This is a genomic window from Shewanella sp. SM71, assembly GCF_025653905.1.
Taxonomy (GTDB): domain Bacteria; phylum Pseudomonadota; class Gammaproteobacteria; order Enterobacterales; family Shewanellaceae; genus Shewanella; species Shewanella oncorhynchi.
On sequence record NZ_JAKKRW010000009.1, the window covers coordinates 172394 to 194973 of the forward strand.

Annotated in this window: 21 protein-coding genes and 1 tRNA gene; 10 read left to right on the top strand and 12 right to left on the bottom strand. The window is 45.4% G+C overall.

The genetic code is table 11. The annotated features are described in order from the left end of the window. Positions 1-40 precede the first annotated feature (40 nt). Together L5L97_RS11190 and L5L97_RS11195 are read left to right on the top strand one after the other, a co-directional pair. Positions 41-1867, top strand: a complete 1827-nt coding sequence (locus L5L97_RS11190) for an AsmA family protein (RefSeq protein ID WP_263181882.1) — start codon at positions 41-43, stop codon at positions 1865-1867. After that, positions 1867-2487, top strand: coding sequence for a BsuPI-related putative proteinase inhibitor (locus L5L97_RS11195; protein WP_113939588.1), 621 nt, complete (start codon positions 1867-1869; stop codon positions 2485-2487). The genes L5L97_RS11190 and L5L97_RS11195 overlap by 1 nt, the downstream gene beginning before the upstream one ends. A 140-nt stretch (positions 2488-2627) precedes the next feature. On the opposite strand, the gene L5L97_RS11200 is transcribed toward L5L97_RS11195, so the two are convergent. Together L5L97_RS11200 and gloB are read right to left on the bottom strand one after the other, a co-directional pair. Further along, positions 2628-4175: a LysM peptidoglycan-binding domain-containing protein gene (locus L5L97_RS11200; protein ID WP_263181883.1), complete on the bottom strand. Its 1548-nt coding sequence runs from the start codon at positions 4173-4175 to the stop codon at positions 2628-2630. 232 nt (positions 4176-4407) lie between these two features. After that, a complete protein-coding gene (gene gloB / locus L5L97_RS11205; RefSeq protein ID WP_263181884.1) occupies positions 4408-5199 on the bottom strand; it encodes a hydroxyacylglutathione hydrolase in 792 nt (263 codons plus the stop codon). 153 nt (positions 5200-5352) lie between these two features. Here gloB and L5L97_RS11210 point away from each other — a divergent pair, with 153 nt between their 5' ends. Both L5L97_RS11210 and L5L97_RS11215 read left to right on the top strand, forming a co-directional pair. Then, positions 5353-6090 (top strand): class I SAM-dependent methyltransferase, encoded by a 738-nt coding sequence (locus L5L97_RS11210; RefSeq protein ID WP_105252336.1) that lies wholly within the window; start codon positions 5353-5355, stop codon positions 6088-6090. Between the two features lie 33 nt (positions 6091-6123). Further along, positions 6124-7032 (top strand): LysR substrate-binding domain-containing protein, encoded by a 909-nt coding sequence (locus L5L97_RS11215; RefSeq protein ID WP_105252337.1) that lies wholly within the window; start codon positions 6124-6126, stop codon positions 7030-7032. A 147-nt stretch (positions 7033-7179) separates the two neighbouring features. Here the strand turns inward: L5L97_RS11215 and rnhA are convergent, their stop codons facing one another. After that, positions 7180-7650, bottom strand: a complete 471-nt coding sequence (gene rnhA / locus L5L97_RS11220) for a ribonuclease HI (protein ID WP_006081489.1) — start codon at positions 7648-7650, stop codon at positions 7180-7182. Between the two features lie 70 nt (positions 7651-7720). Between rnhA and dnaQ the strand changes: the two genes are divergently transcribed. The 3 genes from dnaQ (at position 7721) to L5L97_RS11235 (ending at position 10301) form a co-directional block, all read left to right on the top strand. After that, positions 7721-8449 carry a DNA polymerase III subunit epsilon gene (dnaQ, locus tag L5L97_RS11225; protein WP_263181885.1) on the top strand — a complete coding sequence of 243 codons (729 nt, stop codon included), beginning with the start codon at positions 7721-7723 and terminating at the stop codon, positions 8447-8449. 10 nt (positions 8450-8459) lie between these two features. Beyond that, positions 8460-9833, top strand: coding sequence for a TIGR03503 family protein (locus L5L97_RS11230; protein ID WP_263181886.1), 1374 nt, complete (start codon positions 8460-8462; stop codon positions 9831-9833). Between the two features lie 391 nt (positions 9834-10224). Then, positions 10225-10301: transfer RNA gene (locus tag L5L97_RS11235), tRNA-Asp, on the top strand. Between the two features lie 144 nt (positions 10302-10445). On the opposite strand, the gene L5L97_RS11240 is transcribed toward L5L97_RS11235, so the two are convergent. From L5L97_RS11240 to L5L97_RS11270, 7 genes are all read right to left on the bottom strand, one after another. Then, on the bottom strand, positions 10446-11312 hold the full coding sequence (locus tag L5L97_RS11240) for an OmpA family protein (RefSeq protein WP_263181887.1): 867 nt from the start codon (positions 11310-11312) through the stop codon (positions 10446-10448). Beyond that, on the bottom strand, positions 11312-11734 hold the full coding sequence (locus L5L97_RS11245; protein WP_219254834.1) for a DUF4398 domain-containing protein: 423 nt from the start codon (positions 11732-11734) through the stop codon (positions 11312-11314). Before L5L97_RS11245 ends, L5L97_RS11240 begins: the two co-directional genes overlap by 1 nt. Positions 11735-12080: 346 nt before the next feature. After that, positions 12081-12257: a hypothetical protein gene (locus L5L97_RS11250; protein WP_263181888.1), complete on the bottom strand. Its 177-nt coding sequence runs from the start codon at positions 12255-12257 to the stop codon at positions 12081-12083. 376 nt (positions 12258-12633) lie between these two features. Continuing rightward, the gene (locus L5L97_RS11255; protein ID WP_263181889.1) at positions 12634-13401 is read right to left on the bottom strand and encodes a Crp/Fnr family transcriptional regulator; all 768 of its coding nucleotides are present in this window, start codon (positions 13399-13401) and stop codon (positions 12634-12636) included. Between the two features lie 122 nt (positions 13402-13523). Then, positions 13524-14222: a Crp/Fnr family transcriptional regulator gene (locus L5L97_RS11260; RefSeq protein ID WP_263181890.1), complete on the bottom strand. Its 699-nt coding sequence runs from the start codon at positions 14220-14222 to the stop codon at positions 13524-13526. A gap of 104 nt (positions 14223-14326) precedes the next feature. Beyond that, positions 14327-14668, bottom strand: coding sequence for a BON domain-containing protein (locus L5L97_RS11265; protein ID WP_028760077.1), 342 nt, complete (start codon positions 14666-14668; stop codon positions 14327-14329). Positions 14669-14705: 37 nt separating this feature from the next. Further along, positions 14706-14867, bottom strand: a complete 162-nt coding sequence (locus L5L97_RS11270; RefSeq protein ID WP_081729035.1) for a DUF3309 family protein — start codon at positions 14865-14867, stop codon at positions 14706-14708. A gap of 285 nt (positions 14868-15152) precedes the next feature. Here L5L97_RS11270 and L5L97_RS11275 point away from each other — a divergent pair, with 285 nt between their 5' ends. Further along, on the top strand, positions 15153-15572 hold the full coding sequence (locus tag L5L97_RS11275) for a PRC-barrel domain-containing protein (protein WP_028760076.1): 420 nt from the start codon (positions 15153-15155) through the stop codon (positions 15570-15572). A gap of 508 nt (positions 15573-16080) precedes the next feature. Next, positions 16081-18060 carry a cation:proton antiporter gene (locus tag L5L97_RS11280; protein WP_263181891.1) on the top strand — a complete coding sequence of 660 codons (1980 nt, stop codon included), beginning with the start codon at positions 16081-16083 and terminating at the stop codon, positions 18058-18060. A 112-nt stretch (positions 18061-18172) separates the two neighbouring features. Here the strand turns inward: L5L97_RS11280 and fadE are convergent, their stop codons facing one another. Further along, positions 18173-20620, bottom strand: a complete 2448-nt coding sequence (gene fadE, locus L5L97_RS11285) for an acyl-CoA dehydrogenase FadE (protein ID WP_263181892.1) — start codon at positions 20618-20620, stop codon at positions 18173-18175. 244 nt (positions 20621-20864) lie between these two features. On the opposite strand from fadE, the gene L5L97_RS11290 reads away from it, so the two are divergent. Beyond that, on the top strand, positions 20865-21644 hold the full coding sequence (locus L5L97_RS11290) for a class II glutamine amidotransferase (protein ID WP_113939616.1): 780 nt from the start codon (positions 20865-20867) through the stop codon (positions 21642-21644). A 242-nt stretch (positions 21645-21886) separates the two neighbouring features. On the opposite strand, the gene L5L97_RS11295 is transcribed toward L5L97_RS11290, so the two are convergent. Then, positions 21887-22580: IS5-like element ISSod6 family transposase (locus L5L97_RS11295; RefSeq protein ID WP_263187167.1), on the bottom strand; the 694-nt coding region annotated here is incomplete at its 5' end.

Here is a 22580-nt window from a genome sequence, read left to right on the forward strand (position 1 = left end):
TTGCTATAAATTCAAGTTGTTTTTTGATAAGGATATTTATATGAAATTCATTAAGTGGCTCTTAGCCTTAATGGTGACGCTCATTCTTTTAGTTACCGTTTATCTCACCGTCTTTTTCGACCCTAATGATTTTAAACCTGAAATAGTCGATGCCGTAAAAAAACAAACGGGTCGTGAATTAGTCATTACTGACGATTTATCTTGGACATTTTTCCCTGTCATAGGTATTAATTTAGGGGGGGTGTCTTTATCTAACCCTGAAGGTTTTACGCCTAAGGCTATGTTAGAAGTCAAAAAAGCCGTTGCTGAAGTGGCGCTCATGCCGTTGTTTAGTCAGAAAATTGAAATTGCAGAATTGAGTCTCGATGGCGCAACGATCAATTTAGTCACCCGTAAAAATGGCACTAGCAGTTTCGATGGGGTGAGTGGCGATAATAGCCCAAAAACAGCGTCTCCAGCTGCCGCCGAATCTTCATCGAATGCCAAACTTAACGACATTAATATTGGTGGCATTTCTATCACCAATACCCAAATTAATATGATTGACGAAGCTAATAAGCAGACTCAAGTCTTTACCTTAAGTAGCTTCACCCTAGGTGAGTTCTCTTTAGATAAATTTGCGCCTATCGCCTTTGAATTCAGTGCAACTATGCCGGATATGACGGTAAGTAGCGAAGCTAAAGGTGAACTAAAACTCAGTCGAGACTTTAAACAACTCGTTATCAATGGGCTGAAAATTGACACTGTGGTGGAAGGTGAGAGTATTCCGAACAAGAAACTCGAAACATCTGTCAGCTTAGCAACTCAAATCGCCCTTGATAAACAGCAATTGTCCGTCGATATTGCGCAGCTCACAGCAGCGAGCATTACCGCTGCGGGTAAAGTGGGTGTTAATTATGGTACGAAAATCCCACAAATTAATGCTGATTTTCAAGTTGGCGATATTGATTTAGATACACTGTTACCTAAAACAGAGGCCGCGGCCACCGCTGAACAAGCGCCAGCAGCAAACTCTCAGGCAGTTGAGCCTGATCTCTCAGCCCTTAAGCAGCTTGATGTAAAACTCAAGTTGACTGTTAAGTCTATTAAGGTCGCGAATCTGTCGACTCAAAATTGGTTAATGGATGTGGGCATTAAAAATGGCGTGTTAGATCTGACGAAATTGAATGCGGATTTATATCAAGGTCAGTTGCTGGTGAGCGTTCAGGTTGATGCTCGTCAAGCAGTGGCGAGTTATCAATTTGATAAAAAAGTGACGGGCGTACAAATTCGTCCTTTGCTCAAAGATGCAGCGGATGTGGATTTATTGGCCGGTACAGCCAACTTTGATGTGAAGGGGAAAGGTAAGAGTTTGATCCCTGAGCAGTTAAAGAAAAACCTGTTAGCGAATGGTCATTTTGATATTAATGACGGTGCTCTGTACGGGGTAAATATTCCACAGATGATCCGCAGCGCACAAGCTAAGTTAAAGGGCGACTTATCGCCAGAAACGAAGGCGGAGCGCAAAACTGACTTCTCGAGTCTGACGGGCAGTTTCTCGTTGGATAATGGCGTTGCCACGAATCCAGATCTTGCCTTGTCTTCGCCTTTACTGCGTTTGGATGGTAAAGGCACTGCGAATTTATTGACTGAAGCCTTGGACTACAGACTAACCGCTAGCCTAGTGAATTCATTGAAGGGTCAGGGCGGTAGCGACAAAGATGCGCTGGCTGGAGTTGACATTCCGTTGGCGATTACAGGCACTTTCCAAAAACCTGAATATGCTTTGGATACTAAAGCCTTACTGAATAATCAGCTAAAGGAAGAAACCGACAAAGCTAAGGAAAAATTAAAAGACTCCTTATTGAAAAAACTAGGCGGTTTTTAATGGTTGCTTCAACGCGTTACGCATTACTTGTTTGCGCGAGTGCTTTTGTCGGCGGGCAACTTGTTGGGTGCTCGGCGCCCGAAGCCGCTGACACGAGTCAGTCAACCAAGGGTGAGACTACAACAGCTGCGGCCGTTCAGCCTGAGATTATTCGCGCTGCCGATCTGGCGCTCGATGTTTCTGGGCTTAAAAGCACTCCGACATTAAAGGCTGAACCTGTGATGGCAGAAAAGGCACAAGGCTTGCTTCGCGGCGAATTAACTCTAGAACCTTTTATCGATTTTAAGCAGTCGGTTAAGGCGACATTGACTGTGACAAATCCACAAACCTATGCTGTCGGCCTACGTTATAACTCTGGGATGACGGCGGATTTGTGGTTGGTAACGCAAGAGGGCAAACGTCTGTGGGCTTGGTCGGATGATATGATGTTTACCCAAGCATTACGTGATAGCCAATTGGCGGCAGGGAAAGTGATCACGACTTCATTTAGTATTCCGCCCAAAGCATTTGCAGGAATACCTGCAGATGGTGCTCGCTTAGAAGCGCATTTTGCCGCTAAAGCATTAGAGTCTGATGCCGTTGTTATGGCGCCCGTTGTCTTATTACTGACGATGGAATAACGCCGCCTCTCATAATAGAGAAAGCCCGTAATAGAAAAAGGCAGCAATCCGATAGGGTTGCTGCCTTTTTGTTATCTATGGCTCAATTTTGCTTAGGATTTATAGCACTAATCCGTTCGAACTATGTGCCAGTGTAGTCCTTACGCACTCAACTTAGTTTCATCAACCACTAATTTGATCACTTGGCCTGGTTGTAAATACTGTGATTGCGCTAGGCTATTCCACTCGAGTAGCTCGGCAACAGTTACGTTAAATTTATTGGCGATACGGGCAAGTGAATCACCGGATTTTACCTTGTAACTGACAGTACGAATTTGTGCGGTTTGCTCAAGCTCCTTTGGTGCTAAGATCACTAACTTCTGACCGTTTTGTAGCTTGCTATTCTTAGCCAATTTGTTCCAAGTGCTGAGTTGTTTCACCGTCACTTTATGGGCTTGGGCTATTTCAGAGAGTGTGTCTCCTGACTTAACCTGATAAGCAATTTTTGTTGATTCAACTGCAGCATGTGATTTTTTCGGCAATTGCTGCTTAGTTGACAGGGCATAAAGTTGCTTGTCTTGCGCATCGACAGGAATAATCAAATGCTTGCCTGCGACGATCGTGTTGCTTTTCATGCCGTTGGCGGCGCGAATAGCGGCAACGGTCGTATGGTGCTGCGTAGCAATCTTGCCAATACTATCGCCAGATTTGATCGTGTAACGTAACCAGCTGATCCTATCTTCGGTTTCTGTTTCAGCGAGCGCTTTTTTAAATTCTTCCGATTTATCAATTGGTAGCACTAAGGTGTGCGGACCAAGTGGCGATGTAGCCCAGCGGTTATAACCTGGGTTGAGTTTTTGTAACTCAAGCGTGGTCATATTAGCAAAACCTGCCGCCATGGCTAAATCAATTTGGCTATCAATATCAACCACTTCAATAGTGGGATTGTTGTCGATTGGCGCTAAAGATATGCCATATTCATCAGCGTGTTTAATGACTTCTGCCAGTGCGAGCAGTTGCGGCACATAGCGTTCTGTCTCTCTGGGCAAATCCAATGACCAAAAATCCGTTTTTAAGCCTTTTTTCTCATTACGTTTGATTGCATTGAGCACCCGTGATTCACCCGAGTTATAGGCAGCAATAGCATAAAGCCAATTGTTATTGGTTTTATCGTAGAGGTATTCCAGCATATCGAGCGCCGCAGTCGTTGATGCGGGGACATCACGGCGACCGTCATACCACCAGTTCATTTCTAAACCGAAATGACTGGCCATAGGTGTTGTAAATTGCCACAGACCCGATGCCGCGCCAGTCGATGATGCGGATGGATCAAAGGCGCTTTCAATTATTGGTAACAAAGCTATCTCAATAGGAAGATGACGCTTTTCAAGTTCTTCTACAATCATGTACATATAAGGTGCAGCACGTTCCGAGATGATCGCCAGATGCTGTGGATTTTTGATGTACCAATCACGGTATTGATTCACCAATTTTTGATCTGGAACCGGTAACTGCATGCCCTGACGAATTCGCTCCCATACATCGGTAATTTGCGCCGATGGAGCCTCGGTTGCGAGGTAATATTCTGGGACTGTATTTTCGGTTGTGACGGCTTCAACTTCTGCTTGGTTAACGCCATGGTTGTCTAATGTTTGACAGCCTGTGAGTAGGGCAAATCCCCCTACAACAACATAAAGTGATACTCTCATTGAAAACGGTAGTCCTCTGTTAGTGCATCGCTTTTCTTTATAGTAACAGTATGTTTTATATGAAGATAAAGACGACGCAGCGCGCAAAGTTTTCACGCAAAACGAGCCATTCTATGGGATCTTTTCGATCTTGTCCCTTAATTATCGTACATAATGTAAGGCCATTTTTGACTTACATCATCAAAAATGAGAAAAACTGTTTGAATTTCAATCTATAATATTGCTTTTGTGATCAAAAATTATCTTTCCACTGTCTGAGTAAGGTAAAACTGCTGAGTTCGTCTAAATTTGCGTGATTTAGACTGCTAAAATGCTGTTTTATGTTATCGACAATTTCAGTGTCGCTAGGGCGTAGAAAGGGATTGATGGCGCGTTCTAAGGAGATGGTGGAGGGAACTGTCGCTTTGTCTTGGCGACGTAACTGCATCGCACGTTCGTTATAGTCTTGGAGCTCGCGATTGTTGGGATTGACCGCGAGGGCAAATTTGAGGTTTGAAAGTGTGTACTCATGGGCACAATAAACCCGAGTGTCGGCGGGAAGCTGGGCAAGTTGCTGTAGTGAGTTGAGCATTTGCGCTGGCGTGCCTTCAAATAAGCGTCCGCAGCCGCCGCTAAACAGGGTGTCACCGCAAAATAAGGCATCTTCAACAATGTAGGCTATATGTCCTGCAGTGTGGCCTGGTACATCTAAGACTTGCAGCTCAGAGCTGAGATACTCCAGTGTGAATCTGGGCTTGGCTTTTGCGTGCAGTGGATGTGTGATGCCTTCGATCTTCTCATTATCTGGGCCATAAACCGTGAGTCTATTATGACTATAGGCTCGAAGCGCTGGTACGCCACCCGTATGGTCATTGTGGTGGTGGGTCAGTAAAATGCCCGCTAGCGTGAGTTGATTGGCTTGTAGGTAATCAATGACCACACTTGCATCGCCGGGATCGACAACATAAACCTGAGTATGGGGCTGTTGTTGTAACACCCAGATATAATTGTCATTAAAGGCTTTGATCGCTGTTATAGTGAGCATAGAACTGCCTATGTCTGTATTTCAATTTGAAGATGAAGGTATTATCCATGAGTGAACGGCCCTTGGCGACCTTTGCCGCTTTTGCCCTGTGGCAGAATGTGGTCATCTTTGACCCCATTGGATACTTGTCTACCCAACTAACGGAGGAACTCTGTGTCGCATTTTAGTACTGAGCTCAAGCCCGAACAATGGAGTGACCTACCCAATGGTGAGGCACTACAGCAAGCCGTCGCTAAACAGCTTGAAGATTGGTGGCCAAGAGTCTTTGGTTATCATTTATTAAAGTTAGGGCCTTTGAGTGCCGAATTGTCGAGCATGGCATCGCCAGTCGCCCATCATTTTTCACTCTCGCCATCTAAAGGCGCCTCTATTGAAGGCGATTTTTGCCATCTACCCCTGCAGAATGCGGCGATAGATGCGGTGGTGATGAGTCTATTGCTCGAATTTGAACCCGATCCTTACCGTATTCTTCGCGAAACCGATAGGGTACTCATCGCCGGAGGCTATCTTTTTATCGTCGGTTTTAATCCCTTGAGTCCAGTATTTTTGGGTAAGTTATGGCCTAAATATCAGGATTGTCTTCCTTGGAATGGCCGTTTTTTTATGCCTTCGAGGGTGCGAGATTGGTTAGGTTTATTAGGTTATCAAGTGGTGGGGGATGAGCGTTTGGTCTATCACCCATTAATGGGCGAGTTTACCCAAGGTAGATTTTTTCAACAGAGTTTAGCGTCATGGCTTCCTAGCGCGGGCAGTTTGTATTTGATTGTGGCACGTAAACTCGAGTCGCCACTCACACCTATTCGCGATAAACGTAAGGTGCGGCAGACAAATTGGACCACGGCACCGACTGCGGGTCGTTCGGGGCATTTATCAGAGCATTCGGAAAACTGATAAGCCATTTCCATTTTTAGTACAGGTTTTTATATGCGGATCACCTTAAGACAACTGGCAGTATTTGAGGCCGTGGCACGTAGCGGCCAAGTCGCGAAGGCGGCTGAACAAGTGAATTTATCACCACCGGCGACATCTATGGCCTTGGCTGAATTAGAAAAGCAGCTAAATGCCCGCCTATTTGAACGTATTGGCAATCGATTACAGCTTAACTCGCAGGGTAATTTACTGCTGCCATTGGCAACGGATCTATTACACCGTGTTGAACAAATTGAGCAGGCATTTACTTATCATGGTGGTGATCTGGTTGGGCGTTTAAGCATCAGTGCCAGTTCGACAATTGGCAATTATCTGATGGCGAAAGCCGCAGTGGCATTTTGTCAGCAACATACTCAAACCCATGTGGATGTGGCGATTACTAATACTCAAGATGTGATCCAAGCGGTTGCTCAGTTCCGCTCTGAAATGGGTTTTATTGAAGGCCATTGCACTGACAATCGTTTGAGTGTCGAGGCATGGCATAAGGATAGGCTGCTGGTGTTTTGTCATCCGGCGCATCCTCTGGCGGGGAAAGTGGTTAAACCTGCGGCGGTTAAAGGCCTGTCTTGGGTGCTACGTGAGGAAGGATCGGGCACTCGCGAATATTTTGTAAATGCCGCCAATGAGTTGGATATGCAGCCAGAGGCTAAATTCTGCTTTACTACGCCGGATGCGATTAAATTGGCTGTGAAACAAGGTGCTGGGCTTGGGGTGTTATCTGAGCTGGCGCTGGAGAAAGAAATCAGTCGTAAAGAATTGGCGTTAGTCACGATTGAGGGACTCGTACTCGAGCGGCAGTTTTATCGCATCACCCATAAGAGCCGTCAGGCGACATCACTAGGTCAAGCTTTTGTGCTGTTTTGTGAGAATTTTTTCAATATTGCAGGTGTGGAACTGAAATAAACCGTTTGATAGCAATGGCTCATAAATAGTGAGCTGACAGTGAGATGAGTAGTGAAATAAATCATCACGCCCAAGTGCTTAACTTAGGCGTGATGGCATCGAACTTACTTTTTCGCACTTAGCGAGTTTACACTGAGTGGCACAGGGTTAAGGCTGGTAGCCTAAATCGGGTTGGGTTGGTTTAGATTCTGCTGCGGTGCGAGCTAACACATCGCAACGTTCGTTTTCGGCGTGTCCTGCGTGACCTTTAACCCATTGCCAGTCGATAGTGTGCATCTGTGAGGCTTTATCTAATCGTTTCCATAGGTCAACGTTTTTGACTGGGGTACGGTTTGATGTCATCCAACCTTTTTTCTTCCAGCCATGGATCCATGTCATTATGCCTTGGCGCATATATTGGCTGTCGCTGGTGAGCACGACTTGGCAAGGCTCTTTCAAGCTTTCTAACGCTATGATTGGGGCTAACAATTCCATGCGATTATTGGTCGTGAGCGCAAAACCGTCGGACATCTCCTTTGTATGACCTTTATAATTCATTACAATGCCATAGCCGCCAGGACCGGGATTGCCTAAGCAAGAGCCGTCGGTGAAGATGTGGATCAGTTTTAGTTCAGTCATCAAATTGTTACCATAGCCGGGAATTTCGGCCGAGTATAACTAAAAATTGTCATAAGAAGCGCATAAAAACATGAATATTATCTCTAATGCTAGCCGTCAGGTTATTTTAGATACCGAAACCACAGGTATGAACCAAGGCAGCGGCGCCATCTATTTAGGCCATAGGATCATCGAGATAGGTTGTGTGGAAGTGGTGAACCGTCGTTTGACGGGACGTTATTACCACCAATATATCAATCCAGGTCAAGCAATCGATCCCGAAGCCATCGCCGTTCACGGTATTACCGATGAACGCGTTTCCAAAGAGCCGCGTTTTCATCAAGTTGCTCAAGAGTTTATCAACTTTATCGACGGTGCTGAAATCGTCGCCCATAACGCGAGCTTCGACGTGAACTTCATGGATCATGAGTTTTCACTGCTGCAGCCGCGTGGTCCGAAAACCGCTGATATTTGTCAGATCCTCGATACCTTAGAGATTGCTAAGTTTTTACATCCCGGTCAGAAAAACAATCTCGACGCGCTCTGTAAGCGTTACGGCGTCGATACCTCTCGCCGCGAGTACCACGGCGCATTACTCGATGCCGAGATCCTCGCTGATGTTTATCTGATCATGACTGGCGGACAGACAAAGTTTAATTTGTCTAACGAAGAAGCGGGGCAGGAAGCGGGGGGGATTCAACGTTTTGATCCGCAATCACTTAATCTTAAAGTGATTGGCGCATCGGCCGATGAACTGACAATGCATGAACAACGCCTTGATTTAGTCGCAAAATCAGGTAAATGCCTCTGGAGAGGATAGAAGAATTACTATGCCGATGTCGCGCCATAAACCCATTTTAGCTTTTTGCCTGCTTGCCACTACGCTGTTATTTAGTGTGGCGAGTGTATTTGCCGCTGACCTAGATCCCGCCAAAAAAGTCGTCAAGCCACCTAAGGCTGCACCGATTGTAGGATTGGAGACGGCTTCCGAGCTTAAAAACCGTTTTCGTATTGATCATATGGTCGATAACATGATCTTATTAGTGGAGCGTGAATATGGCTCTGCGCCCGTGGTCATAGTGTTACCCGATGGCAGTAAATGGTACGCCAATCGTCATCCAGAAACCGTTAAGTGGGTTGATGGTATAACGGGCGATATTATTTACATTGAGTCACCACAACCCGGACCTTGGCAGTTGGTGGGCAAGGTCGTCTCTGGTTCAACCCTTAAGAAGCTCTCTAAACTCGAAATCGAAGTTCAGCCTTTACCACAGCCAATCTTCCAAGGTGAACAAGTTAAAATTGTCGCGCAGTTAATGGGTGACGAGCAGCGTGTGCGTATGCCTGGGTTAGATTATTTAGTCGAATGGACGGCACATTTTGTGAGTAAACATAAGGCGGGCGATGAAAACTTTGCCGCGGGTGACATTATTGTTGGTTCCTATAAAGACAATGGTGAAGATTACGATGAAAAACCCGACGATGGTGTATTTACCAGCAATATCAATATAAAGCAGCCTTGGGGTGAGTATGAGTTTGTCGTGCAGGCACGTAATAATGTGTTTGAACGGCAGGTTTCATTCCCGTTTAAATTGTCACCTCGGCCAATTAATCTAGAAGTCATTACCCCTGACGATCCGCTAACAGGGCAATGGAAAGTCATGTTACACGTGGATAAGACAGTGTTGCAGCTGGCTGAGACGCATTTTTCCTTTGAGTTAGTCGGCCCTGCTGGCTTGCAACTGCCTTTGGTTGTTAATGGTCTCACTGAGCCTGACTCTGAATTAGATTTACCTACAGTGACAGAGTTTGGTAGTTATCGAATTAAAGGTTTTGTGGCGACGACGACTGTCACTGGTCGTGAAATCGTGCTGGATTTACCTGAGCTTTTCTTTAACTTAATTCAACCACCAGAACCACCACCAAGTGCTGAAGAGTTGGCTGCTGTTGCTGCACAAAAAGCGGCAGAGGAAGAAGAGCTTGCGAAGAAAGATGCAATGTTCTGGATCATTACAGTCAACGCTATCTTATTAGTCTTAGGCGTGGTGGGATTAATTGTGTGGCGTAAGCGCCAAAGTTTGGCGCAGGCCTTAGCTGCCGCGGAGTTACGTTTATTAAATGAAGCATCTGCAAATTCACCCGCAGCGCCTTCATTAGATGAAATCGATCTTACAATGCCAGATGAAACAGATAAAGACCGTTAGCCAAGCGTTGCTTAATGTGTTTGATTTATGACTTTGAACTGGAACGTTGCAGCGATATTTGGGATATAAATCAAGGTCTGCAATTGATTTGGCTTTTTTTTAATCAAATGATAAATCGAAGTAAAAAAACGGTTGACGCCTGCAGGGCTCAACCGTATTATTCTTCGCATCTTAAGCAGAGCCTTGATAAGTGTGTCGAATTATCGTTCTGTTTTAACATCAGCGGCCTGTCACGTTGGAGTTAGCGGGTTAGATACCTGTCAAATACTTGTATATGGAAAAATTTGGAGCGGTAGTTCAGTTGGTTAGACTATCGTTTTAACATCAGCGGCCTGTCACGCTGGGGTTAGTGGGTTAGATACCTGTCAAATATTTGGATATGGAAGAATTTGGAGCGGTAGTTCAGTTGGTTAGAATACCGGCCTGTCACGCCGGGGGTCGCGGGTTCGAGTCCCGTCCGCTCCGCCAAATTGCAAAAGCCCCATCGAAAGATGGGGCTTTTTGCTTTTTACTGATCTCCTTAATTTCTGCGCTGTTCATCTTATTAGCGATGAGACTCGATTCAAATGTCAGCAAGGATCACGCTGAAATCTTAATATGATTAAGTGATAGCTACTGTGGAGCCTGTGCGGTGTCGGTGAGGATGACTTCAACCCGACGGTTTTGCTGGCGGCCACTGGCGGACTCATTATTGGCAACAGGTGAGCTTTCACCTTTACCTAGGCTGCTGAGCCGATTGGATTGGACCCCTTTTCCCTGTAAAAAATGGCTAACACTATCAGCTCTTTGCTGCGATAAACCCAGATTGTATTGTTCACTGCCTACGCTATCTGTATACCCTTCAATCATGGCACCACGCGCGGGATACTTGTTCAGAAAGTTCGCTAGGTTGGTTAGATGTTGACTGGTCGATGACTTAAGATCCGCTTTGGCAGTGTCAAATAAAACATCACCTAAGGTTACGACCCAACCACGTTCTGACTGACGGGCATTCAGCAATGTGAGCTGGGCTTGCAGTTCGGTCGTTTCCTGACGCGCATCTGCAGCATCAGCACGGGCTAGGCGCGCATCTTGATGGGCTTGATTGGCCTCTGTGGTGCGAGCATCCAATCTGGCGTCATCGCGTTTTTTAGCGAGGACTTTGTGTTGATCCTCGGCAAAGCGGCTCTGCGCTTGAGCTAAGGCAATATTGACTTTCTTATCAGCAACAAACACGAGGTGCTGTGATTGTTGCTCATCTTTTACCGGTTGTTCAGCAGCGCGAACGGCTTCTTCAGCTTGTTTAATGGCAGCAGGGGCTAAAATTGCCAGTTCATTATTCGCTTGCAGTTTATTAAGTTCTGTACGGATATCACCGATGCCTTCAGCTATTTTAGGCGTACTGCTACAAGCTGCTACTGTGCTTAGGATTAGGCTATATGCCAGTAGATGGCGGCTAAAACGTAAAGGCAGACCCGACGAAGCGATAGTTTTTTTCATTACTGAATTCCTCCTGAACGGCGTAACATTTCTTGCTGCAGAATGCTGATATTGTTTTTCATTTCATTATTGACGCTATTGGCTTGTGCCAGCTCAGCGCGAGCTTGGGCCAATTCGGCCTCAAGGCTCGCCTCTATGGCGTAACGATCGGCGCTGACAGTGTCCATATTGAGTAATGCGCTGCTTGCAGATTGAAGTTTAAGTCTGGCCTGTGCCAGTTCATTTGAGGCATATTGGCCGACTCTTGCTTGCTCTGCGCGGGCAATGGTGTGTTCAGCCCGTTCCATTTCTGCGGTCTTAGTCAATGGCGTTGAACTGCAGCCCACGAGCGCTGTTGCAATACAACCTGCCAATAAGAAGTGCTTGGCTCGCTGTAGACTGATTGGATATTGCTGTGGTTGTTGATTTTTATTGATGTTCATTTGAAATTCCTTTCTCGGAAACAGTGTCCAGAGTGTGGTCTTTAGGTTTGTTATTCCACCATGCACAGTTAAATATGCTGGTGAATAGCCTCATTTTTGAGCCAGTTGGTATGAGTGAGTAATTTGACGCCACGGAAATTCATGATCTACTCCTCTGAGTTAAAGAGGGCCGACACAGTAAGGGTTGCATCGGCTTGAGCTAAACGCAGTGTGTTACTGCATGGTTTAGTTTTTGCACTTAATCAATGAAACTTTTCCCTGTTTGTTCGTCACGTCCTAGTCTAACGAGTGATGATTTGGCTCTTTTTCAGTCCAGTTATCTTCCTTGTCGTTTGATTTAAGTTCTTCAACCTCGCTTATTTTTTGTGCTTTTACTGGTATCCACGTCTTGTTTAGCTTTATCCGCAACTGTGGCTTTGATCATCTGACGGTTGCGGGCTACGACGGGAGGATTGGCTTTGTTGGTGTTGGAATTCTGTGCATCGTTATCGACGGATTTATGTTGTTCTTTGAATTTTTTCATATAAACCTCAAGTAACCCGGTGTAGTGCAAGAGTGCATGAACCGTACATTCAGCATGACCTGCTAAATATTGAACGTCTGTGCGTTAGCGCGCATGGGATTAGTGATGGCAATATTGGCCGCTCGGCACGTTTTTTGTTTGCTGGGCGGGCCGATATAATCAATAATAATGCATTGATTACAAAGGTAATGTGTTGGATATTAGGCTGCATCAGTTTGCGCCATGTTGGCGTGTAGGGTTGATGACTGCCTGTTTTGTTTATGCTCTGCAGTACCAGTGTGGGTTTAGTACTGAAGTGGCATATGGGATAACGATAGAATGGCTGTTGTACGAGTGGTCTAGCCATCCGTTATGTGTATTTTTATCCACAGTACGTTTATGTTTGCTGCGCTTGTTGAGGTGGCATCAGCCGTTCTGATTCCTGCTTAACGACTGCGTAACATTCACAACAGGTTTGTTCTAGTAACGCGCGATCGACCACTTCAATATTCCCACGACTGTAATTGATTACCCCCATGCGTTGCAGTTTTCCTGCCGCATCGGTGACACCTTCACGGCGTACGCCGAGCATATTGGCAATCAATTCTTGTGTCATTAACACGCGATCATCGGGCAGTCTATCTATCGAAAGCAGTAACCAACGACACAGTTGCTGTTCAATACTATGGTGTCGATTGCAAACCGCGGTCTGGGCCATTTGGGTCAGTAGCACCTGACTGTAACGTAGTAACAGATGGAGCAGGGCGCCATGACGGTTAAATTCGTCTTTAAGCCGCTGACCAAACAAGCGATAGGCAACGCCAGCACTTTGCACCACAGCGCGACTCGTGGTGCTTTCTCCTCCCATAAACAGTGCAACGCCGACCATACCATCATTGCCAACGACAGCAATTTCAGCGGATGCCCCATTTTCCATCACATATAGTAGCGAAATAATCGAGTCCAGCGGGAAATACACATAACGCTGCTTTGAGCCTGCTTCACAGACCACTTGTCCGAGTTCTAATGGAACCAGCTCCAGATGCGGGAAAATACGTTGTTTGACTTCCTCTGGCAATTCACATAACAACCGATTGGATTCTGGCGGTAAGTGAGTTTCCGGTGGCGGGCGCTCTGATACAGATTTCAGTTTTAGTGTGTCCATTATGATAGCGTGTCCTTGTTTGGTGATGTCGCTAACTCAGATTACAGCGAGAAACACCTATGCTATGTACGGTAGCGAACATAATGGCAGGTTTTTTGAATCGTTGAGCGGACAATATGCACTTAAGTGCGCATTGAGTGATAGCAACTGCAGCAACGGGCAAGTAGAACTTGTCGATCAAGAATATGTAATCGCCCACGATTATATGAAATGCTACCTCGGGTCTGTAAATTGCCTGCGGCCTCGGTAATACTGCTTCGCCTAACACCCAGCATGTCGGCTAAAAATTGATGAGTTAGATATAACTCATCAGTCTGAATTCGGTCGTGACTCATTAGCAACCAACGTGCTAGCCGAGACTCAATGGAGTGAAAATGGGCACAGACTGCATTTTGTGATAATTGGCATAACAAGGTGTATAGATAAGTCTCTACTATTTGCTTCAGATTGGTATTTTGAGCGAGTAAGCCTTCAAAGGTTTCAATGGGGAGCCGCCAAGCTTGACCAGAACCTTGGATGATCGCCTCGGAAGGCACTTGCCGAGTGCCCAGCAAAGTCGTCGCTCCAAGCATACCTTCGTAACCAATCAAACCCATTTCCAATGCCGGATGTTTGGGGAGTTTAGCAATCAAAGAAATAAAAGCCGTTAAGGGAAAATAGACATATTGATATGACTCGCCAGGCTTGCACAGTAAGTCGGCAAAGTTAAGTTGGACTAATTCAGCTTGCGATAATAAATCTGCTTGTTCCACCACTGGCAGATGACGGATTAATCTGTTCTGAATTTGTGGGGCTAATGTGTCTTGGTGTTGAGTGGGCATAGCGGTTCAACCTGTGGTGGCATTGACTTGGCACCAGAAAATCTGCTGCAAAAAGAAGGGCCGCAGCATCAGAACGGGGCTGCGGAATGATGGAGATTAAATGACTAGTTTTTTAGTTGCGGTGAAGGTGCGCCAGATTTCAGTTGCATATCGTTTTTGACTGAAATAACGCCGGGGACTTTGCTTGTTAGTTTTACCGCAGTATTGATATCTTCTCGCGATTTAACAAACCCGCTGAGCTGGACCACGCCTTTAAAGGTTTCAACATTAATCTCGGCCACACTTAAGTTTTTATCACCTAAAATGGCAGCTTTCACTTTGGTGGTGACCACACTGTCATCTAAATACTCGCCAGTACCTTCTTTGTTGTATGCAGAACTGCAACTGGCCACGGCGACTAAGCCTAGAGCCAGCAGGAAGATACTTAACATTTTAATTGTTCTCATCAGATTATCCTTTTTGATAAAGAGTAAAAATGGGGGATTAGCTAACGCGTCCCGTTAACAGCAATATGATCAGTACCAGTAGCACTATGCCTATAAGGCCACCTGGACGATAACCCCAGTTTCGGCTATGGGGCCAAGTGGGGAGCATGCCGAGAAATAACAAAATTAAAATAATCAATAAAATAGTCGCAATTGACATGGCTAATCTTCCTGATGCCGGGGCAATTTTGCACTGGGTAACATGAGTCTGTGCCGTAGCAAATGGGATGTCGGTACGGTGGCGCACTTACAGGGATCTGACGAGTCGATGTGTTTATATTCGCATTAACTGATAAGCGGTATGCCGAACAGAGCGAGTGATTGAAGAGATGCATACTCTAACTTATGTCCAATGACGGACATGTTCAATTCGAAACCAACGTTTGGTATTTCACTTATTCCGTTGTCCAGTTTCATGGGCTGCGCTAATAAAGAGGTCAACAAAATGAATTATCATGATCGCGATGTTTACGGCATTTACAACAATCCACAGTTCGCTTCTCCATCATTGGCACAAGGACCCGGCCCATATCTGATGGGCGCTGAAACACTGATCGGCAATAATGTTGTTAATAATTCTGGTGAAACCTTAGGGGATATCAAAGAAATTATGCTTGAAGTGGAAACGGGCCACGTCGGGTATGCGGTACTGTCGTTCAGTACTTATTTTGGTTTTGGAGAAAAGCTGTTTGCGGTGCCTTGGAAGATGCTGACACTTAATCATGAGCAAAAATGTTTTGTCATGGACATATCATTAGAGCGACTCAAAACGGCGCCGGGGTTTGACAAAGGCCATTGGCCCAATATGAAAGATGTTGAATGGGAAAACGAACTGCACGATTACTACGGTAGCCGTAGGGATTAATGGTGTTAAGCAGGGGATTTATCCCCTGCGTTATTATTTGGATTCGGTAAATATGTATAAGTGTGGTTGTGTCTATCAAGTGAGTAGGCCCACACGCATTTTAGTTGTTAGACATTAGCTCATCGTTATAGTTGACACCTAATAACGATAAAAGTTTGAGCTAGCGTATTATCGAAAGTCACCAGCGTGTATTGCTGATCAATGTCTTCGCTTCATCAAATGATTAAAGCCTTGTCGAAAGATAAGGCTTTTTTGTTTTTCTATTTTAAGTTTAAATCCCTATTTAAGGTAAATCTGATGTTTTCGGATTTGTACTACAGCTTATTTTACTTGATGTCGCTAGATTGCTCCGTTTTCTTGATTTTTTCTCCATAGGTGATGAGGGAAGAGTCATATTTAACAGTGGATATATCGAATAGATAATTTCAGCTTACTGTTCATGCTGTTGTCATCTGCGTCATTAAAGCTAAGCTCATTAGTATTTAGCTCAGTTATCTAAAGGATTTATATGGTTGAACACATTACTGGCATGCTAGCGCTAATTGGAGTGCTATCGTTATTTTGTCAATGGCTTGGCTGGAAACTGCGGTTACCAGCGATTTTACCCTTGTTGCTATGTGGGCTCACTTTAGGCCCTGGGCTTGGATTCCTCAATCCTGATGCGATTTTTGGTGATTTGCTTTTTCCGATAATTTCCCTCGGGGTCGCCGTGATTTTATTTGAAGGGGCTTTGACTCTTAACTTCAAAGAAATCAAAGATCATGGTCGTATGGTGACGCATCTTGTGACTATCGGTACCGTGATTACTTGGGCCTGTATCAGTACGGCCACCTTTTATTTACTGGATTTTAGTTGGGAAATTGCATTGCTCTTTGGGGCGCTAGTGGTAGTGACTGGGCCTACGGTTATCGTGCCAATGCTCAGAAGTGTGCGTCCTAAATCCCAGCTAGCGAGTATATTGCGTTGGGAAGGCATAGTGATTGACCCAATAGGCGCGCTGCTCGCAGTGTTAGTCTTTGAATACATAACCGTTGCCAGCGATCAAACGACACATGTGCTTTATGCCTTAGGCTCTATGTTGTTCCTCGGATTAGGACTTGGCGCAGTGGCGGGTTATCTAACGGGACAAATCTTAAGACACAACCTATTGCCACACTATCTGCGTAATACCGCCGTTTTGACCTTAATGCTGGGTATCTTTGTCGGCTCGAACCTATTACAAGAAGAATCGGGCTTATTGACTGTGACGGTTATGGGCATTTGGCTTGCGAATATGCGTGGTGTGGATATTGCTGAAATCCTTGAATTTAAAGAAACATTAACTGTACTGTTGATTTCTGCACTGTTTATTTTACTGGCGGCGCGATTAGATTCTAACGCCATGCTCGGCTTAGGTTGGGGTGGACTGGGTGTTTTAGCGGTGACCATGTTATTGGCACGACCGCTGAGTATTTGGGTTTCTGGTATCGGCACATCTCTGTCGAAAGCGGATAAGTGGTTTTTATGCTGGATTGCCCCTCGAGGTATTGTGGCCGCGGCGGTATCTTCGTTATTTGCAATCAAGTTAGAAGCCAACAATGTGCAGGGCGCAGATGCAATTGTGCCCTTAGTGTTCTTAATTATTATCGGCACTGTGGTGGTCCAAAGTTTAACAGCGGGACGTTGGGCACGATTTCTTGGAGTTAAAGCCGATTCTGCCCAAGGTTTATTGATCTTTGGTGCCTCAAAATTTTCCAGAGAGTTAGCGAAAATTTTAAAAGCCAAAGATGTCAAAGTGCTACTGGCTGATAATAACTGGGACAACATTAGGCTCGCGCGTATGGATAATATCCCAGTGTATTTTGGTAATCCCGTATCGGAACATGCTGAAACCTATATGGATTTAACTGGAATTGGCCGCGTGTTGATTATTTCACCTTACCGACAGTTAAACCCGTTAGTGAGCTTTCATTTCCAAGACTTTTTTGGTGCTAAAAAAGTTTTTGGTCTTAATAATACCGAAGTAGGCAGTGCGCGCCACCAGCTCTCTGAAAGTTATAAGCAACGTTTATGTTTGTTTGGTGATGCAGTGTCTTATGCCAAGATAGCCAGCCTAATGGCGAAAGGCGCTCAACTGAAAGTAACGAATTTAACCGAAAACTTCAGCTTTGAACATTTTCGTAAGCGTTACGGTGAGACGGCAATATCACTGGTTTACCTGACGAAAGAAGGTAAGGTCGTCGTTGTTTCGGGTAATGATACCGTATTTCCTAATGGCATTGAGCTTATCAGTTTATTGCCAATTGAAGCCTTAGAAGAAGCCAAAGTGCAGCAAGCAATTGCAGAGCGGGAAGCCCAAGAAAAAGCGGCAGAATCTGCTTTAGCAAAGGCAAAAGCGGAAGAGGAGGCCGAGCGATTAAAGCTTGAAAAGGCTCAAGCTGAGGTGGCTACTGAAGATAATACCGCTGATCCACTACAAGCTGTAGATGAGACCTTAGTAAAGAATTAACCTAGGCTGCTCATTTAAAGCTGCTTAATGACTTGAGTCGTGGATTGGTTATAGGCATTAAAAAAGGAGGCTTATTAGCCTCCTTTTTGTGGTTTAAATCTTACTGAGTGGATTACGCAGCACGTTCCTGTGAAGTGGTTGAAACCACTTCTGGACGCAGTTCTGCTGGGTCAAAGTCATCAACGTTGATTGATTTCATCCGACCAATTTCGGCTCTTTCCAGTAATTGCACTTCGGCATCGCTTAACACACCTAAGGCTTTACCTTCTGCGGCAACTTTATCTAACCACATAAATGGTAGACGTTTACCGCTCGCTTTACAGACTTTGTCGTGCAGCAGTTCAGACGCGATGATGTCGAGTAGTGTTTGTTCTTGGATACCCACAGCATTGTGCTCAGAGTTAGTCCAGAACTGGCCTTTACCTAAACGGTTACGGCTTTCACACGGTGTTTGCATGATCTTAGCAACTTTATGATCTAACACATCGCTTGGGCGTTTCAGTGGACGACCGAATGGGAACATCACCACACGTAATGCGCCGCCAAGGCCCATAGGGAAGTTATCCAGTAAATCGTCTAAAGAAGCTTGCAGCTTGTACAGCGCATCTTCAACTGCCCATTGTACTAATGGCAAGTCGTCGGTTTGACGGCCTTCATCTTCATAGCGTTTCAGCGTGGCTGATGCCAGATACAGTTGGCTCAGTAAGTCACCTAAACGGGCAGAGATACGTTCTTTACGTTTAAGGTTACCACCCAAGGTTGCCATGGCTAAGTCAGAGAGCAAGGCAAGGTTGGCACTGAAACGGTTCATCTGTTGATAATAACGTTTGGTTTTATCTGAATAAGGCGCGTTAGAGAAACGGCTTGATGTCAGACCTAACCAGAAGCTACGGATGAAGTTACTGGTCGCGAAACCAATGTGACCAAAGATAGCCGCATCGAAGTTAGCTAAACCTTGACCCGATTCAGTATCAAACGCAGACTCCATTTCTGCGAGTACATACGGATGGCAACGAATTGCGCCTTGGCCGTAGATGATCATAGAACGGGTAAGGATGTTTGCACCTTCAACAGTAATTGCGATAGGCGCAGCTTGGTAGCCACGGCCTAAATAGTTATTGGGGCCAAGACACACACCTTTACCACCGTGAATATCCATGGCATCGATAACGCATTTCTGCATTCTGTCTGTCAGGTGATATTTCACAATCGCAGAGATAACCGACGGTTTTTCACCTAAGTCGATACCTGTAGTGGTCAAAGTTGTCACAGCATCCATCAGATAGGCGTTACCGCCGATGCGTGCCATTGGCTCTTCGATACCTTCAAGCTTGCCGATAGGTAATTTGAACTGGCGACGAATGCGAGCATAAGCCCCTGTTGCCAGCGCAGCGGTTTTCACGCCACCCGCTGAGTTTGATGGCAGCGTGATACCACGACCCACTGATAAACATTCCACCAGCATGCGCCAGCCTTGACCCGCCATTTTCGGGCCGCCAATGATGAAGCTTAATGGCACGAATACTTCGTTGCCGCGAGTCGGACCGTTTTGGAACATGCAGTTGAGCGGGAAGTGACGACGACCCGTTTCTACTCCTTCCACATCGGTAGGGATCAAAGCACAAGTAATGCCGAGTTCTTCTTTATCGCCAAGGAGATGCTCTGGATCGCGCAGTTTAAAGGCTAAGCCTAATACTGTCGCGACAGGCGCTAAAGTGATGTAACGCTTGTTCCAGGTCAGCTTCATCCCCAGAACTTCTTCACCTTCCCATTGGCCTTTACACACGATACCAAAGTCAGGAATCGAGCCTGCATCGCTACCAGCTTCTGGGCTGGTCAGTGCAAAACAGGGGACTTCTAAGCCTTTGGCTAAACGCGGTAAATAATGGTTTTGTTGCTCTGGCGTGCCGTAATGTTGCAGCAGCTCTCCGGGGCCTAAAGAGTTAGGTACGCCAACAGTTGAAGCCAATTCACTGCTTAACCCCGCCAGTTTTTGTAACACGCGAGATTGGGCATAAGCTGAATATTCTAAACCGCCGTATTTTTTCTTAATGATCATGGCGAAGAAACCGTGATCTTTCAGATATTGCCATACGTCAGCAGGCAGATCGGCAAGTTGATGTGACACTTGGTGTTGATTCACCATGCGGCACACTTCTTCAACAGGGCCATCGAGGAAGGCCTGTTCGTCTGCACTTAAACGCGCAACTGGGTAGTTATGGAGTTTTTTCCAGTTCGGGTTACCCGCAAACAGATCGGCTTCCCACCAAGTGGTGCCGGCTTCAATCGCTTCTTTCTCTGTTGAAGACATTTCCGGCATGATGCCGCGATATACCTTCATCAGTGGACGACTGATCACATTTTGTCTAAATGCACTGATATTTAACGGCAGCGCGATCACGAGGAAAACGATCCAAGAGATAGGGCCGACAACATCGAGTGTCCATCCTGCTGTCATCACAACAGCGGCTGTAATAGTGGCAGTGAGCAAAGATACCCGAAGGTAAGCTAGGGCTCCTAGCACTAAGATCATGGCGATGATCCAAAGTAGGGTAGTCACTGTAATTCTCCTTAAATATGACCGAGTGCCAACCACAGGTCATAGAGTGTTTTATTGATTGCGATCACAATTATAGTTTGTGGTCAGACCTGTGTCGCATAAAAGTTAAACCTAAGAGAATTTTAATACAAGTATTTTTCAAACAATTGTTTAAATTATTTGTCAGCTTTGATCATTCCACAAATGTCATCAACTAGTTACAATGCCAATAAGTAGTTTTTTTGATTGATGATAGGCGAGAAATATGTGCGAGTTACTGGCGATGAGCGCCAATGTGCCGACCGATATTGTGTTTAGTTTTACGGGATTAGCACAACGTGGTGGTGTAACCGGTCCCCACGTGGACGGCTGGGGTATTACTTTTTACGAGGGGAAAGGTAGCCGTACTTTTAAAGATGCTTGCCCGAGTAGCGAATCGCATATTGCAAAATTGATCAAATCCTACCCGATTAAAAGTGAAGTGGTGATAAGCCATATTCGCCAAGCGAATCGCGGCTGCGTGTCTTTGGAGAACACCCATCCTTTTACCCGCGAATTATGGGGACGTTATTGGACCTATGCCCACAATGGGCAATTGACGGACTATCTGCCCAAGTTTCATGTCTCGCGCTATCAACCCGTAGGCGATACCGATAGCGAACTTGCTTTCTGCTGGATTTTGGAACAAGTCGCCCAGAAGTTTGGCGGTACTAAACCTGAAGATATGTTGGCTGTGTTCCATTACGTCGCAACGTTGGCCGAGCAAATCCGTGCCTTAGGTGTGTTCAACATGATATTGAGCGATGGCGAGCATTTAATGAGCTATTGCAGTAATAACTTATGTTACATCACTCGCCGCGCGCCGTTTGGTAAAGCGAAACTTATCGATACCGATGTGGTGATTGATTTTGATAAGGAAACTACCGCCCATGATGTGGTGACTGTGATTGCGACTCGCCCATTGACCGAGAATGAACAGTGGCGCGTTATGCAGCCGGGTAACTGGAAGCTGTTTAGATTGGGTGAGCTGTTAATCGATCTCTGATGCTATGCCGTTGAGCTAAATAATGAGGGCAAGCGGATTTACGGTTGATTTTGTTTTGTTCAGGTCACTTTATTAAAAAGTTAGAGTGAGTATCTAACATATTTTCTAGCAATCAATGATGAGTGATGAACCATTAGCGATGAACATTAACCGAAACCGAACTTAGAGGTAGGCCCTAAGTTCAGTTAGATATAGTTCAGTTAGATATTAGGGTCTGTTGATCTTTGCTGTACAAATGTTGTTCAGCAATACATCGGCAGCCACATTAACATAARCGCCAGTGACACCATACTGGCGTAATTTCTTGCTAGCTTGTCATATCTTGTTGATATTGCTCGATAGTGCTTAATTCTTCCAAAAGCATTCTCCACTAAATGTCGATACCGATATAAGCACCAATCGACTCTTTCTTGAGGTGTATTCTTATAGCGGCGCCTTGGAATAACAGATTTCCCGCCTTTATTKGCGATAAGTTCACGAAAAGCATCGCTGTCATAACCTTTATCTGCAATGACGGTATCAACCTGCTTCAGGTGCTCAATTAAGCTGGGGGCGTGTGTAATATCGTGTTTTTGGCCTTCTGATAATTCGAAATAAATCGGTAATCCTCCGCTGTCGACGGCTAAGTGAATTTTGGTTGAATTACCGCCTCGACTTTTACCAATACTCTCATTACTTAGCGTCGCTGCACCTGCACTGTGCTGGTGAGCCCGCACTATCGAGCCATCAATAAAGACCCATTCTATATCAGCAAGGTTGGCTAAGGCCTTGAATAAATGTGCTAGAACGCCTTTCTTAGACCATAAATGAAACCGTCTAAAGACCGTGCTCCAATGACCGAACTCTTTAGGTAAATCTCGCCAAGGGATACCTGTTCTAAGGCGGTAAAGAATACCTTCGAATGTTTGTCTATGTTCAGGTTTGTCATAAACACGG